Origin of the sequence: Paenibacillus sp. FSL H8-0548 (genome assembly GCF_038630985.1) — a bacterium.
Taxonomy (GTDB): domain Bacteria; phylum Bacillota; class Bacilli; order Paenibacillales; family Paenibacillaceae; genus Pristimantibacillus.
Genome location: NZ_CP152049.1, coordinates 394589 through 408849, shown reverse-complemented (window position 1 = coordinate 408849; position 14261 = coordinate 394589). Strand labels below are relative to the sequence as shown.

At 47.1% G+C, this 14261-nt stretch carries 13 protein-coding genes; 4 read left to right on the top strand and 9 right to left on the bottom strand.

Going from position 1 to position 14261, the window contains the following annotated elements; translation table 11 throughout:
• Nucleotides 1–213 precede the first annotated feature (213 nt).
• The 3 genes from MHI37_RS01870 (at nucleotide 214) to MHI37_RS01860 (ending at nucleotide 1580) form a co-directional block, all read left to right on the top strand.
• A complete protein-coding gene (locus MHI37_RS01870) occupies nucleotides 214–423 on the top strand; it encodes a hypothetical protein (RefSeq protein ID WP_076340053.1) in 210 nt (69 codons plus the stop codon).
• A gap of 11 nt (nucleotides 424–434) precedes the next feature.
• On the top strand, nucleotides 435–950 hold the full coding sequence (locus tag MHI37_RS01865) for a hypothetical protein (protein ID WP_076340054.1): 516 nt from the start codon (nucleotides 435–437) through the stop codon (nucleotides 948–950).
• A 135-nt stretch (nucleotides 951–1085) separates the two neighbouring features.
• A complete protein-coding gene (locus MHI37_RS01860; protein ID WP_076340055.1) occupies nucleotides 1086–1580 on the top strand; it encodes a glutathione peroxidase in 495 nt (164 codons plus the stop codon).
• Nucleotides 1581–1640: 60 nt separating this feature from the next.
• On the opposite strand, the gene MHI37_RS01855 is transcribed toward MHI37_RS01860, so the two are convergent.
• Together MHI37_RS01855 and hisS are read right to left on the bottom strand one after the other, a co-directional pair.
• Nucleotides 1641–2597 (bottom strand): stalk domain-containing protein, encoded by a 957-nt coding sequence (locus MHI37_RS01855; protein ID WP_076340056.1) that lies wholly within the window; start codon nucleotides 2595–2597, stop codon nucleotides 1641–1643.
• A 126-nt stretch (nucleotides 2598–2723) separates the two neighbouring features.
• A complete protein-coding gene (gene hisS, locus MHI37_RS01850) occupies nucleotides 2724–4001 on the bottom strand; it encodes a histidine--tRNA ligase (RefSeq protein WP_076340057.1) in 1278 nt (425 codons plus the stop codon).
• A gap of 793 nt (nucleotides 4002–4794) precedes the next feature.
• Here hisS and MHI37_RS01845 point away from each other — a divergent pair.
• A complete protein-coding gene (locus MHI37_RS01845; protein ID WP_076338822.1) occupies nucleotides 4795–5490 on the top strand; it encodes a peptidylprolyl isomerase in 696 nt (231 codons plus the stop codon).
• 573 nt (nucleotides 5491–6063) lie between these two features.
• Here MHI37_RS01845 and MHI37_RS01840 read toward each other — a convergent pair.
• From MHI37_RS01840 to MHI37_RS01810, 7 genes are all read right to left on the bottom strand, one after another.
• Entirely contained in the window at nucleotides 6064–7419 is a 1356-nt protein-coding gene (locus MHI37_RS01840; protein ID WP_076338823.1) for an LLM class flavin-dependent oxidoreductase, read from the bottom strand.
• A 35-nt stretch (nucleotides 7420–7454) separates the two neighbouring features.
• Entirely contained in the window at nucleotides 7455–8276 is an 822-nt protein-coding gene (locus MHI37_RS01835) for an ABC transporter permease (protein ID WP_076338824.1), read from the bottom strand.
• The gene (locus tag MHI37_RS01830; RefSeq protein WP_256710651.1) at nucleotides 8273–9100 is read right to left on the bottom strand and encodes an ABC transporter permease; all 828 of its coding nucleotides are present in this window, start codon (nucleotides 9098–9100) and stop codon (nucleotides 8273–8275) included. The genes MHI37_RS01835 and MHI37_RS01830 overlap by 4 nt, the downstream gene beginning before the upstream one ends.
• Nucleotides 9101–9159: 59 nt before the next feature.
• A complete protein-coding gene (locus MHI37_RS01825) occupies nucleotides 9160–10170 on the bottom strand; it encodes an aliphatic sulfonate ABC transporter substrate-binding protein (RefSeq protein WP_076338826.1) in 1011 nt (336 codons plus the stop codon).
• A gap of 43 nt (nucleotides 10171–10213) precedes the next feature.
• Nucleotides 10214–10990, bottom strand: coding sequence for an ABC transporter ATP-binding protein (locus MHI37_RS01820; RefSeq protein ID WP_076338827.1), 777 nt, complete (start codon nucleotides 10988–10990; stop codon nucleotides 10214–10216).
• Nucleotides 10991–11068: 78 nt separating this feature from the next.
• Nucleotides 11069–11821, bottom strand: a complete 753-nt coding sequence (locus tag MHI37_RS01815; protein WP_076338828.1) for a TetR/AcrR family transcriptional regulator — start codon at nucleotides 11819–11821, stop codon at nucleotides 11069–11071.
• 214 nt (nucleotides 11822–12035) lie between these two features.
• The gene (locus tag MHI37_RS01810; RefSeq protein ID WP_076338829.1) at nucleotides 12036–14249 is read right to left on the bottom strand and encodes an asparaginase domain-containing protein; all 2214 of its coding nucleotides are present in this window, start codon (nucleotides 14247–14249) and stop codon (nucleotides 12036–12038) included.
• Nucleotides 14250–14261 lie beyond the last annotated feature (12 nt).

Sequence of the window (14261 nt, the reverse complement as noted above, 5' to 3'; positions counted from 1 at the left end):
ACGCTTATAGCTAAGTTACTTTTTTGCGTCCGAAAACGATTAGTTGAGGTATCATTCACGAGAGCTTCGTCGTTTACAGTACTAGTCGTTGATGTTATGCTATGTATACAGTACTCTGATTTTTTTCGATGTTGTAACCTTAGCCAAGGAGACATACTTTATTTGGTTTAGCTGTATCCTTTAACGGACAAGCTTGTACCAGGAGGAGTGTTTATGCCAAAGCAGGGTAACTTGGAAGGAGGTCGACATAAAATGACGACTGAAATAAAACCTATTCGTCCAACATACTTGGAGTTCGAATCTGAAGAAGAGATGAATAAGTTCATCAATTATGCGACCAGTACGAAAAAAACAGCTGATCCTGGTTTGGATCGTTTGCGTCAATTGATGAAAACTCATAAACGTGCACCGGAAAGGAAGTAACTTCTGGAACAATGCTAACGTATAAACATATATCATTCGAACACAAAGAGGCTATTGATAAATTTAATTGTTCTGATGAAATCAGTGTTGAACTCTTTTTAAAAGAACAAGCTTTAAAATTACATTTACTTCGTTCAGCGATTACCCGGCTGTATTTTGATGAAAGTCAGAATTTAGTCGGGTTTTTTACTTTGTATAACGATCATGTTCACCTATTTCCCAGTCAAAAAGCAAAACACGGATGGAAACTTCCTGAACTTGACCTGTTCCCAGCTGTAAAATTGCACTATATTGGCATCGACATCCGTCATCGGAATCGTGAATTACATCGGTATGGAGAGTATTTACTCGGTGAAGTTGTGGATCTTATTGAGGACATAGCAAAAAATAGTGGATGTAACTTCATCACGATTGAAGCATTGCCGAGCGCTCTTTCATTTTACGAGAAATATGGCTTTAAAGTTAGTTCGAGGCAACCAGGAAATGGAGAGCTTTACAACATGGTTTTAAAACTTGGTGAACTATAGGAGTAAATACAAAAGCAGAAGCTGTTCGCTATTCACGCGAATAGCTTCTGCTTTTTTTTAAATTGACACTCCATTATATATTGTGTAAAATTAAATTATACAAAATATAAATTCGATTCATGGAGGTCACTCGCTATGTCCTTGTACAATATTGAAGTAAAGACGATAAAGGGAGATAAGCAGACGCTCGCCCCCTACAAAGGCAAGGTCATGCTTATCGTGAACACAGCTACCAAGTGCGGCTTTGCCAATCAGTTCAAGGGTCTCCAGAAGCTTCATGACACCTATAGCAGCCAAGGCTTCTCCGTACTAGGCTTTCCATCCGCACAATTCGCTAACCAAGAGCTTAGCGAGGATAGCCAAGTCGCAGAAGCATGCGAAATTAACTTCGGTGTTTCTTTTCCACTCTATGCAAAAATCGACGTGAACGGCAGCACAGCTCATCCGTTGTTCCAGCATCTTACGAGGGAAGCCCGCGGCTTTCTCGGTTCAAGATCAATCAAATGGAACTTCACCAAATTTCTTGTTGATCAAAACGGGAAGGTGCTGAAGCGCTTTGGCTCCAAGGATACACCCGAGCAGATCGACAAGCATATCCAGAAGCTCCTGCGGGTTCCTACACACGCTTAATCAATAAAAAGGCTGCTCTAAAGGAGAAATCCCCTCTAGAACAGCCTCTTTTTAATATGATTAACCGATAAACTGCTGCGTCCAATATGAGTTATATTTTCCGACACCAATGTACATAAACGAGCTGTTGAGCATATTTCTCAAATGGCCCGGGCTGTGTTCCCATCCACTAGTCACCGACGTCGCCGTACGATAACCATAAGCAATATTCTCGCCCGCCGCACTATAGTCAATCCCGAATTGCTTCATCATTTCGAATGGGCTGCCATACGTAGGCGAGGTATGATCAAAATATTCATTCTCGCTCATATCCTTCGACTTCAAACGAGCAACCTTGCTCAGCGGTACATCCAAACCGAGCGGCCCTTCTGTACCCATCTTCGCTCTCACATCGTTCGTAAGAAAAAAGACCTCAACCTCTTCTTTCAGCATTTCCTTTAAATCCCCACGAAGTGCATACTCAGGAAAAGAAACCTTCGTCGCAGCCACTCCTGCCTGCTTCAAGCCAGCTTGAAGGGCATTCTCCGTCCAAGATACTGAATAACCCAGAAACTCCCCGCTAGCACGAAGCGGTATATAGACACGATTGTTGATCATGCGCGTCGGCACATCCACCTGAACCACCTTCGACGAAACCGCCCCATTAGAGCTCGTCAGCGTACGCCCCACGAACGGGGAGCCAACTGTCATTTCTACGTGCACGATGACATTGTCTGTATCCTTTGCATAATCTACCGTTACAAGCTGCTGCTTGCTATTCCAATCAATTTTGGCACCTATCCCTTCCAGGACAGCCCTTAGCGGAACAAGCACCCGACCTTCCGTTCGAATCGGCTTGGCATCTAGAAACACAACGGCTTTATCGTTTACCATAACACCAATTTCACCTGCACTGCTTGCCGCAGCCGCTGGTTGCGGCGCCATCACAGCACCACCAAGCCATAGAACAGGGAGAATAATAAAAGAGGCCAAAATAATTGATAGTTTCTTGTGAAAACTGAATCGTATGTCATTCATAGTATGCAATCCTCCAATATTATCCGAACATTTAATATCATAAATTAAAATATAACATATATTCTAATACAGGAGATGAAACAACTACATTTTATAATACTATTTTTTAGAGCAGCCCTAGGCTCTTCATCTGTCAGCCAAACGGTAAATCACTTCATCAATACACAGGTTTTGCTCCGTCCTCTCTTCCATATCCTTCAGGCGCACCAGCCCCTCCTTCCACTCCGATTCGCCCAGCAGCAAAGCATAACGGATACCACTGTCCGATACTGAAGCCAAAATATTTTTTAGTTTTCTCCCGCTCGTATCGAGCCTCACCCTAAGACCAGCAGCACGCAGCTCAGCCGCTGTCTGCAGCATTTCCACAGCCGTTACCCCAAGAGGAATAAGTACAATTGCAGCAGACGACTTTTCTACCGCACGAGTTTCCAGCAGCGCCATAATTGACTCCATACCGAACGAAAGGCCAGCCGCGCTATAATCCGAATCATTCCTGCCTACCAACTCTCCAATTATCGCATCATAACGTCCGCCTCCACCGAGACTAGAAGCGAAGTTGCTGGCAGCATCGAATATTTCATAAACCGTCCCCGTGTAGAAGGAAAGTCCGCGAGAGAGGAAGGGTTCAAACACACATACCCGTTCCAGACCAAGCTTAAGCAGCATATTTCGAACAGCTAAAACCTCCAGCGCCCCTTCACTGTTCTGCAGTCCGTAATTATTCATCAGCAGCTCCAAGCTCGGCTCCTTCAGCTCAATCAGCGCCATAATGCCGTTTATTACGGTATCACCAAGCCCTTTGCCGATTAGTTCCTGCTTCACGCCGCTTAATCCAACTTTTGCGAGCTTATCTAAAGTCAGCATCACTGACAGCGTATCCTCTGCCCGAACCTCGATAGCAGCCAGCACTTCACCTAAGAAGCGACGATTATTCCATTTAAGCGCAATCTCGATATCAAGTGTCCGAAAAACATCAACAGCCAGCTGCATTAGCTCCACTTCCGCCTCCGGCCCCTTTACTCCTACAACATCCACATCACATTGTAAAAATTCACGCAGCCGCCCGCGCTTTACAGGGCCATCCCGGAACACCTTTCCCATCTCATACCGCTTGAAGGGCAGTTCAAGGCCCGGATTTAAAGCAATCACCTTCGCGAAAGGAATCGTCAAATCGTATCGCAGCCCTAAACTTCGCCTTCGCTGATCAGTCAATTGGTACATTTCCTTGACGATTTCATCGCCGCCGGCATATTTGGAGGTAAGGAATTCGAGCTCGGTCAGCTCAGTTGTCACCATTTCATCGTAATCATACAGCTCAAACTTTTGTCTGAGGGTGGTTTGAATCTGCCTCCTGAGCGCTTGCTCCTTGCCAAAATAATCATAGGTACCCTTCACATTTTGCATACGTTTCATCCCTCTTTCGAATTATTGGAATAAAAAAAACGCGCAGGACCTCTTGGTCCTGCGCGCATCGTATGCTGCAGGGAGGCCAACGCGAGAAGCGCTAGCCCACCCTGAAAATGTTCAGGGGTGCTAACGCTTGGTGAAATGATGAAGCTGATTCCATTGTAGTTGATACATAATACCCCATCCCTTCAGATGAATTAATGTGATTATAGCTAATCAACGCTACTTACGCAACTCTATGATCGGGCTGCTTAAATTCGCTCATTCATTTCATGATGCTTTTTTTGCACAATAGTTTATATCATTCGTCGCCGTAGCTACAAGCAGCGCATCCGATGTAAACTTCACCTATCACCACACACTGCACTTTTTACAACGTAATGAGGGATATTCGACTTGTCCTTATCGTACACTGCACTTTTTACAACGGATTGCCTGCTTTAATCGTAAATTCACTCGTTTTACCACTATTCTATTGCATTATTACATCGTAGCCGCACCAAACAGCTCTCATGTGAGGTTTCTGTTGCACAAAGTGCATTGTAGGCGGGGCGGGGCGGGGCGGGGCGGGGCGGGGCTGAAGCAGTGTCATGTGTGTGGTGTGTAGGTAGTTTAGCAGCTATGTTCCATACGAAAAGAGATAGATGCAGGAGAGCGATCCTCACAAGCGATTCGCAATTAATTGGACCAATATGCTATTATACAAGTTAGATAATAAAGTCGGATGCTTTGCTTATCGGATGCGGAGGAAACTCCTATTTGCATTCGCAATTTTAAGGGGGATATGGGAATGTTATTTAAAAACAAACGTCTTGGAATGATGCTACTTTTAACACTTACTTTGCTCATCGTAGTTTCAGGCTGCGGCGGCGGCAGCAAAACGAACAACAACACTGGGGCGGCGGCGCCAACTGAAGCACCGACGGAAACACCAGCAGCGGAAGGTCCTGAGCTACTTGGATCGGACAAGCACCCCGTTGTTACGATGGAGCTAAGCAATGACAAAATCATCAAGCTCGAGCTTTATCCTGAAGTGGCACCCAATACCGTTCAAAACTTTATTTCTCTCGTTAATAAAGGATTTTATGACGGCCTCATCTTCCACCGCGTCATCCCAGACTTCATGATTCAAGGCGGCGATCCCGATGGCATCGGGTCTGGTGGTCCAGGCTACAGCATCCCTGGTGAGTTCAGCAGCAACCGCTTTGAGAACAAGCTAAAGCACACACGCGGCGTTCTCTCTATGGCTCGCTCGAGTTCCCCAGACTCTGCAGGCTCGCAATTTTTCATCATGGTTGCCGATTCTCCATCGCTCGATAACGAATATGCAGCTTTCGGAAAAGTAACTGAGGGCATGGATGCAGTTGATGAAATCGTTAATCAGAAGAAGAACGCGAATGACAGACCCGATACACCGATATCGATGAAAAAGGTTACAGTAGACACGCTTGGCATGACTTTCGATGAACCCCAAAAAGCTAATTAAAAGTAATCGGTAACGGAAGAACTAATAAAAAGACGACTTTTCATTCGGTATTTTCGAATGAAAGTCGTCTTTTTTTACCCATTAGCGCTGCTCTGGGCCTATTCACTTTTCCCATCTTCAGGAAGTCGCGACCTGAGCACGCATCTATACGCAGCGGCTATCCTGCACTTCCGCAGGATGGCCACTACTTTTTCACCGTAGCAGCTGTCTATGCTGTACTTCTGAAACATAGACACCTATTTAGAGATGAAGAAGGTTAATAACAAGCCATTCTAATGCAATTATGCAGGATAGGACATTCTTTCAAGCAAAAAAGAGCAAAGTTGCTGCAACGATGCAGGATAGCCCGTACTCTAGAGCTGCTGTAAAAGCGACGTAGTTTACTAGAACAACCCACACTTGGCGGTTCATTTGCGGTTCATTTGCGGTTCATTTGCGGTACATTAACGGTTCATTTGCGACTCATTAGCGGTTCATTAACGGTTCATTAACAGTGCAATAGAATCCAAAAAAGGCGCTGCCTCGTCAAGCAGTAAGACCACTTAACGAGGCAGCACCTTTATTTCAATTAAACTACGCTTGCTCCTGCGCTACAGGACGCGCTTTGCGGAAATGATCCTCGCTCGGACGCTCTAGGCCAAGATGCTCGCGAAGCGTATTTCCTGTATAATCCTTGCGGAACAGGCCCCGCTGCTGCAAAATCGGTACAACTTGATCAACGAAGTCATCAAGGCCGCCGGGAAGTACAGGCGCCATAATATTAAACCCGTCGCAGCCATATTCTTCAAACCAATGCTGCATCAGATCCGCCAGCTTCTCAGGCGTGCCCACAAATTGCAAATGCCCCCTTGCACCAAGTATCCGTCTTCCTAGCTCCCGCATGGATAGCTGCTCCCTGCGCGCCATATCCATAATGAGCTGCACGCGGCTCTTCATCCCATTGGAAGCACCAACAGGGTCAGGAATGTCTGGCAGCTGCTCCTCGAGCGAATAGCCGCTTATGTCGAAGCTAAGGAAGCCAGATAGGAAGCCGACAATAGCTGAGTCGGGAATCAACTCCTGCAGCTGCTGAAAGCGCTGCTGCGCCTCTTCCTCAGTCGCTCCGAGCACCGGAGACAGGCCAGGCATAATTTTCATGCTGCCGCGCTTTCTTCCATAGCCGCCGAGCTTGCTGTTTACACTTTCATAAAAAACTTTGGCCGATTCCAGCGACTGCTGTGCTGTGAAAATAACCTCGCCGCTGCTCGCCGCAAAATCCTGGCCTGGATCAGATGAACCCGCTTGAATGAGCACCGGATAGCCCTGCGGCGATCTCGGTACATTTAACGGCCCCTTCGTCGAATACCATCGACCGCTGTAGTCTACCGGCTTCACCTTCGCCTCGTCAGCAAATTGTCCGCTCTGACGATCCAGCACAAGCGCGCCATCCTCCCAGCTATCCCATAACCGCGTGACCACATCAACGAATTCACGTGCCATTTCATACCGAAGCCCATGCTCTGGATGCTCAGGCTTGCCGTAGTTATGAGCCTCGATATCAAGCTGTGAGGTTACAATGTTCCAGCCTGCTCGCCCGCCGCTAATATGATCAAGCGAAGAAAATTTACGCGCTACATTGTACGGCTCATTATAAGTAGTCGATACCGTTGCAGTCAGCCCAATCTTCTCCGTCGCTGCGGAAAGAGCTGACAACAGCGTAACCGGCTCCAGCATACCCGCTACAGCCTGACTGACATTAGTCGCATACAATAAATCCGCGAAAAAAATCATATCCATCTTGCCCCGCTCCGCGGTCTGTGCCAATTCGCGATAAAACTTTACGTCGAACATCCCTTCTACTCCTGAATCCGGATGTCTCCAGCCCGCATGGTGATGTCCTGCATAATATATAAAAGCTCCCAGATGGAGTTGCTCGTGCCGTTTCCCCATAATCGATAACCCGCCTCTCCGAACCATTGATGTCTTTACCCTTTGTACGTGTCGCGCCAGCGCAGCCACTTAGCTTCCAGCAAACGAACAGCCGAATCCGATAATTTGCCAACAACCGCGAATATAATAATGCCGACGAACACAATTTCCGTTTCTGAATAAGCGCGCGCATCCTGAATCATATAGCCAATCCCGGCGCTCGTCCCCATCATTTCAGCCACAACAAGCAGCAGCCAAGACACCCCTAGAGACAGCCTTACACCTAATAAAATATTCGGAAGCGCAGATGGGATAATGAGCTTAGTCACCTGCTGAAGCTTTGTGTATTGAAAAATACGGGACACCTCATACAGCTTCACATCGGTGCTGCGAATACCTAGAAATGTATTGACGTATACCGGGAAAAACGCACCCAATCCAATCAGCAATACTTTCGAGAACTCGCCAATGCCAAACCACAATATAAAAAGCGGAATAACCGAGAGTAAAGGTACGGTGCGCAGCATTTGCAGCGATGGATCAAGCGTCTTCTCTACTACCTTGCCAAGTCCCGAGGATAAGCCGAGCAGAAGGCCGATTGTACCGCCAAGAAGGAAGCCTAAGCCTGCACGATATATACTGATACCCAGATGCTCGAACAATTCCCCGCTGGCCCCGAGATCTGCAAAGCTCTTCAATATAGCAAGGGGAGACGGCAATAGCGTCTCAGACAGCACTCCCATCCCAGAGACCACCTGCCATACGGCAACAATAAGGAGCGGAATAATCCAGCCATGAAGCGGCTTCGGAATACGACCGAGCCAGTCCCCGCCAGCTACCGGAGCAGTCGTTTTCTTATCAATCGCTTGCTCGCTCATGATGCATCTCCCCCTCTATAGCTGTCCTGCCATCTCAGCAATCTTCTCTCCAGCAGCTTCACAAGAGAGTCCGTCACCTTGCCTACGAGTGCAAATACGATAATGCCGACGAATACTACGGATGTAATCGAGAAATAACGTGCATCGTTGATCAAATAACCAATGCCTGAGCTGGACCCCATCATTTCCGCTACAACGAGTCCGAGCCACGCAACGCCGATGGAGAGCCTCAAACCGAGAAAAATATTCGGAAGCGATGCCGGGAGCACCAGCTTGCTAATCATTTGCCAGCGGCTGAACTGCAATACACGCGCTACATCAAAGAGCTTTCCATCAACCGAGCGAATACCGAGAAATGTATTCACATACATCGGGAAAAACGCTCCTTTTGCAATTAACAATACTTTCGACGTCTCATCAAACCCAAACCACAAAATGAACAAAGGAGCCACGGCCAGATGCGGCAGTGTACGAAGCATTTGCAACGATGGATCAATCAACCGCTCTGTCTTATAGGAAAAGCCTACCCAAAGCCCGGCTGCAAGCCCAAGTCCACCGCCAAGCAAGAAACCAAGCAATGCACGCCAAGTAGAAATTTCTAGATGCCGAAGCAGCTCGCCCGAGGCGGTCAAACTTATAAATTCCTGCACAATAACGCCTGGCGTTGGCAATAGCGTCGGGTTAAGCTTGCCCATCATGCCTGCGATTTGCCATACGGCAAGCAGAATGACCGGCAGCAGCACACCTAGCAAAACATTCACCGACTGTATGGAGAAGCGGCTTGGCTGCCTGCGCTTCTCTGCCTGGATACGCTGTGGCAGCATATTTTCCGTTCCTGCTTGCTGCATAACAAACGCCTCATTTCTTCATCATTTCTGACCGTTTACTTCAACGCCTCTTCGATAAAGCTGTTGTCAAAAACCTCAGATACGTCTATTTTTTTGCGGATCGATTTAATTTCAAATTGGAAGTCGGCCGTTTTTTGCTGCTCAGCAATGATCTCATCCGTCACCGGAATGCTGATAGATTTCGAGCGTTTGAAGATCGCCTCGATGATTGCAGCCGGAACATTGCGTTCTGCCGCATAACGTTCAATCGCTTCATCCCAGTTGTCATTTTCCCACGTTAATGCTTTATCCAGCACCTTCAGGTATAACGTTACAAGTTCTGGATAATCATCAGCGAATTGCTTTCTAGCGATGTAGTACGATGGAGACAATACACCTAGCTGCTCGCCATCGGCAAGTACTCTAGCTTTATCCTGCAATGTATTAAGCGTGATATTCGGGTCCCAAGTAGCCCACGCGTCAATTTTACCGGATTCGAATGCCGGCTGAGCCTCATCAGGCTGCAGTGGAATAATTTCTAAATCCGTCGATTTCAGGCCCGCTGACTCCAAACCGCGATACAGAAAATTGTAAGCGTTGCTGCCTTTCGCAACAGATACCTTCTTGCCCTTCAAATCAGCTACGGTTTGAATATCGCTATCCTTTGGTACAATGATCGCGACATTGTTTTTACCTTCAAGCGCTTGAGAAATGACAGTGAACTTAATATCCGCTGCTTGAGCAGCAATAATCGGCATATTGCCAAGTCCAGCGAAATCAAGTCGATTGGAAGCCATCGCTTCCGTCATAGGCGGTCCACTTTGGAATTCAGCAAATTCCACTTTTACGCCCAGCTTATCAAATTCCTCTTCAAACCATTTTTCCTCAATCGCTTTGCCAAACAAACCGCCACTGCCCTGATAACCAATAGTAACAGTCAAATCCTTGTACTTGTCAGCCCCGTCCTTAGCATTGCCGCTTTCCTTGTTGTCTTTGGCTGCGCATCCGCTTATAAACACCGCCAGTATAATAATTGCTGCTGAAAGCCAACGTAATTGCTTCTTCATCGTTAATCGCTCCCTATTTTTTCAATGTGATAAAACCTACTTATTAGATACCCGCACCCTCATCAATAGATGGCCCTTCGACCTTTTCAAATTCACCCAGCACCTTATGGCGCAGCTCCTGAAATGCGATTCCTGATCTCTTCCTCGGATAAGGCAAATCAATCGGCAAAATACTTCGAATATGTCCCGGACGCGGATTCATAATTACGACTCGATCTCCCAAAAATACCGCCTCATCCAAGTCATGCGTTACGAACAGCATCGTCGTACGATTTTTCTGCCAAATATCGAGCAGCACCTCTTGCATATGCGATCTAGTGAAAGCATCCAGTGCGCCAAATGGTTCATCAAGCAGCAAAATATCAGGACTGCGAAGCAATGCCCTTGCTATAGCTACACGCTGTGCCATACCGCCTGACAGCTCGCGCGGGTACGATTGCTCGAAGCCTTTCAATCGAACGAGCTCAATTAGCTCATCTACGCGCCTCCGCACCTCGGGCTTGCGCAGCGACAGGTTCGCCGCAATGTTCTTCTCCACCGTAAGCCAAGGAAACAGCCGGGGCTCTTGAAAAATAAACCCTTTCTCAATGCTGGGTCCGTCAATTGGTTTTCCGTTCAGCAGCACCGTTCCTTCATAACGCGTATCAAGTCCGGCCACAATTTTGAGAAGTGTACTTTTGCCGCAGCCGCTCGGTCCAATAATCGTAATGAATTCTCCCTGCTTCACCTGAAGTCCAATCCGGCTTAATGCGATAACATCGCCGGATGGTGCCGGGAACGTTTTGTTAAGCTCATGAACAACGAGCATTTCTGCAGCCATTGGAAAAGCCCCTCTCCTACTAAATGTATTATTCATACCCGTTTACTTGGTTTTATGCTAAAATAAAAAGACTTAACGCTATTCAACACGAACGTTAAATCTCCAGTCGTCTGGTCGATCAGTCCATTTATTATCGGCTTTCACAAGTCGAATCAGTATTCGGTTTGTTATGTTGCTTATTTTGCAGTACGGACCATGTTTTGTCAACATTTTTTTCGAGCTGGATTTATGATTTTCCTTCACTACAAATAGACGAATCATAGCATCGACGTTCATATCAACAGGAACCTCATAATCAGGCGGGCGCTGCAGCGTCAAGCCTTGAATTAAACTCACAAAATAGAAGGCTAGCTGCACAGGGTCCTCATCTATAATGACTCCTCGCTCAATGCCCTCCTGCATAATAGCCGCTACTGGATTCAAGTTGGCGGTAAAGCGATCGGTAATTGCTTTTTTTATGTCCGGCGGGGTCGATTCCGACAATCTGGCCGTATGCATCAATATCGTAAATGCCCAATTCGTACGCATCGACAGCCAAAAGGACATGATGACCCTCAGCTTGGTAACCGGATCTACATCCATCGCCGCAATCTCTGAAACATATTTACCGTAGCTCGTCTGTCCCGTCCGCAAAACCTCGCTAAAAATTTCTTCCTTTGATGAAAAATAGTGATAGACATTGCCGACGCTGACATTCGCTTCACTTGCAATATCCTGTATGCTCGTTAACTGAAACCCGTTAACGGCCATGACTCTTAGCGCACAATCAAGGATGTGCTGCATACGTTTCTCGCGCATGAGTGTATCTTTCTCCACATTTCTCGGTGACACTTCACTACCTCCTTAAGCAAGCTCCAATTCATCTATTGCTAGGTATGATGAATACCGATTCTATCATAAACCATATCAGAATGTTTTAAATAGTCCTATCCAGCAAATATTACAAGCGACAAGGTGAAACTTACACTTTCCTATATTTCAAAAAAAGACGGCCCCTCAAGGTCTCAGCAGACCTCTTGGAGCCGCCTTTATGGCAGCTAACTATTTATTCGCTTTTTTCGAGCATATTCATAATAACGGTGATCGCATCCGCTCTCGAAGCTGTAGCTTTTGGAGCAAAAACATTGCCTGTGCGGCCTTGAATAATACCTTTGTCGCTAACAGCCTTGACTGCGCTTTTCGCCCAAGCAGGAATGTCCTTGTCATCAGCGAAGCTTGTTGCGGCATCAGACTCTAAGGTCAGTCCCGCTCCCTTCGCAATCATTGATACCATTTCCATTCGCAAAATATTATCGCTTGGCCGGAAGCTGCCGTCTGGATACCCGCCAATAATTTCTGCTTTGACAGCCAGAGCAACAGCCTCCTTAGCCCATGCTGCAATTTTTGCCTGATCGGTAAAGGTAAGCGCTGCGCCTTCGCCCTCCGCTTTCAATGCACCCATCAGCATCACGGAAAATTCTGCACGTGTAACCGTTTGGTTCGGTTTAAATGTGCCGTCAACATAACCTTTCACAATACCGGCAGCTACTGCTTCTTTAATCGCAGCCTCTGCCCAGTGTCCTGCAATGTCCGTAAACGAAGCCGCTGCTTCATCTTCCTTATCTACTGCAAACACGGCGAATTTAGTGAAATGATCGGTGTCTACCGTAATTTGGTCACCTTTTACTGTGCCACCCATTTCAACCCACTGCTTCTTCGCCTCATCGTAGTAGAATACGGATGCCGTTTGACCCTCTTTAACAAGCGTGGTATCAAACTTAAAGGTCAGTGTCGCTGGAATTAAGAAATTATCCGAGACCGTCTTCAGTATTTCAAAAATCGACGATACCAGCTGACTGGAGGAATCTACAATCCCAGCTGTGCCCGTCAGCTTTGCAATGGAAAGCTGCATCTGCTCCTTCGTAGCCCCGGCAGGTATAGATACCGTGATACTGTCATCCAACCCCAAAGTGCCAGAACTGCCAGCCCCGATCGTCACCTGACCAACATTCGATCCGCCTGAGCCGCCATTTCCTGTCGAAGGAGTCGTCGGTGTTGGCGTTGGTGTTACAGGAGTTTCCCCTGCATCGATTGAAATATCCTGAGTTCCTACCGTTTCGAACCAGCTTTTGAGCTGGTTGAAATCATCCGAGAAAGCCAAGGACAGCATAAGCATAATGCGAGCATGCTGTGCATTTAAGTTATCTCCGGCAATAATGCCGTTGCCTCCCCCAGTAATCGTGCCTGAGCCAGTTCTTGTCGTTGATACAAACGTTACGCCATGGTCCTTGATCGCTGCGGTACGTGCTGCACTCATTTTCGACGAAATCCCCGCCGCACCCGTCCCTGCAGTTACGATCCCTTTGGCTCCATCCTCAACCAACGCACGAATCGCTCCGCCGCTCGCTTCTTGATAACTGTAAACAATTTCAACCAGCGGAAGCTTATCGCTTGAAATCAGCTTCAAGTTAAATGGCGTTGCCCAGTCCGCTCGTCCTGCCTTTAACGCCCTAGCATTTAACCGATAAATCCGCACTGCTGGATCATCAACGTAGCCGAGTGCACCGAACATCGGCGTTTCAAACGTATCCATACGATGCGAGTTGGATTTCGTTACCTCGCGTGCCGCATGGATAACATCATTCAGCATAACGACCGTACCAAACCATTTGGTCTTGCCGCTACCCGCAACCTTAATGGCTTGATACAGGTTGGCTGGACCATCTGTACCGATAACGTCCCAAGGCCTCATAGCACCTGTGACCACTACCGGCTTCTCACTCTGAACCGTCAAATCAAGGAAGTAAGCAATCTCCTCCATCGTGTCCGTTCCCGTTGTAACAACGGCGCTGTCATAAATTTCTAGAGCAGCATCTACAGCAAGAGATAAATTATACAGTTCTTTCATCGTATAACCGCCTGAACCTTTGTTGCCAAATTGATAGGTAGCCACATCGGCTATTTTTCCTTTATTCGGGAGCTGGTTCACTAAATCAGACATTAAAAATGTGCCTGCTGCGTAATTTTGAAAATTGGTTGGATCATTATCTCTCGCCTTGCCTGCCAGCGTACCGCCCGTTGCTACCACGATAACATTAGGCAGCGGAGAAGTCTTATGCTCCTCAGACAACGCCGGAATGTCGAAGGTCGGCAGTACGAGCGCTTCCGCCTCGGCACGAACTGGACTGGCATAGCTAGTCAAAATCGTGCTGAGAAGTGCTGCAATGAGGAGAGGAATGAAAAGTTTCTTAGCCGTAAATGGATGATTTCGTATAGTCATAGCCGTGCTCCT

Excerpts from the sequence above, each read along its gene's own strand:
- MHI37_RS01870 (WP_076340053.1), top strand. The coding sequence starts at position 214 with ATGCCAAAGCAGGGTAACTTGGAAGGAGGTCGACATAAAATGACGACT.
- MHI37_RS01865 (WP_076340054.1), top strand. The coding sequence starts at position 435 with ATGCTAACGTATAAACATATATCATTCGAACACAAAGAGGCTATTGAT.
- MHI37_RS01860 (WP_076340055.1), top strand. The coding sequence starts at position 1,086 with ATGTCCTTGTACAATATTGAAGTAAAGACGATAAAGGGAGATAAGCAG.
- MHI37_RS01855 (WP_076340056.1), bottom strand. The coding sequence starts at position 2,597 with ATGAATGACATACGATTCAGTTTTCACAAGAAACTATCAATTATTTTG.
- hisS (WP_076340057.1), bottom strand. The coding sequence starts at position 4,001 with ATGCAAAATGTGAAGGGTACCTATGATTATTTTGGCAAGGAGCAAGCG.
- MHI37_RS01845 (WP_076338822.1), top strand. The coding sequence starts at position 4,795 with ATGTTATTTAAAAACAAACGTCTTGGAATGATGCTACTTTTAACACTT.
- MHI37_RS01840 (WP_076338823.1), bottom strand. The coding sequence starts at position 7,419 with ATGGGGAAACGGCACGAGCAACTCCATCTGGGAGCTTTTATATATTAT.
- MHI37_RS01835 (WP_076338824.1), bottom strand. The coding sequence starts at position 8,276 with ATGAGCGAGCAAGCGATTGATAAGAAAACGACTGCTCCGGTAGCTGGC.
- MHI37_RS01830 (WP_256710651.1), bottom strand. The coding sequence starts at position 9,100 with ATGCTGCCACAGCGTATCCAGGCAGAGAAGCGCAGGCAGCCAAGCCGC.
- MHI37_RS01825 (WP_076338826.1), bottom strand. The coding sequence starts at position 10,170 with ATGAAGAAGCAATTACGTTGGCTTTCAGCAGCAATTATTATACTGGCG.
- MHI37_RS01820 (WP_076338827.1), bottom strand. The coding sequence starts at position 10,990 with ATGGCTGCAGAAATGCTCGTTGTTCATGAGCTTAACAAAACGTTCCCG.
- MHI37_RS01810 (WP_076338829.1), bottom strand. The coding sequence starts at position 14,249 with ATGACTATACGAAATCATCCATTTACGGCTAAGAAACTTTTCATTCCT.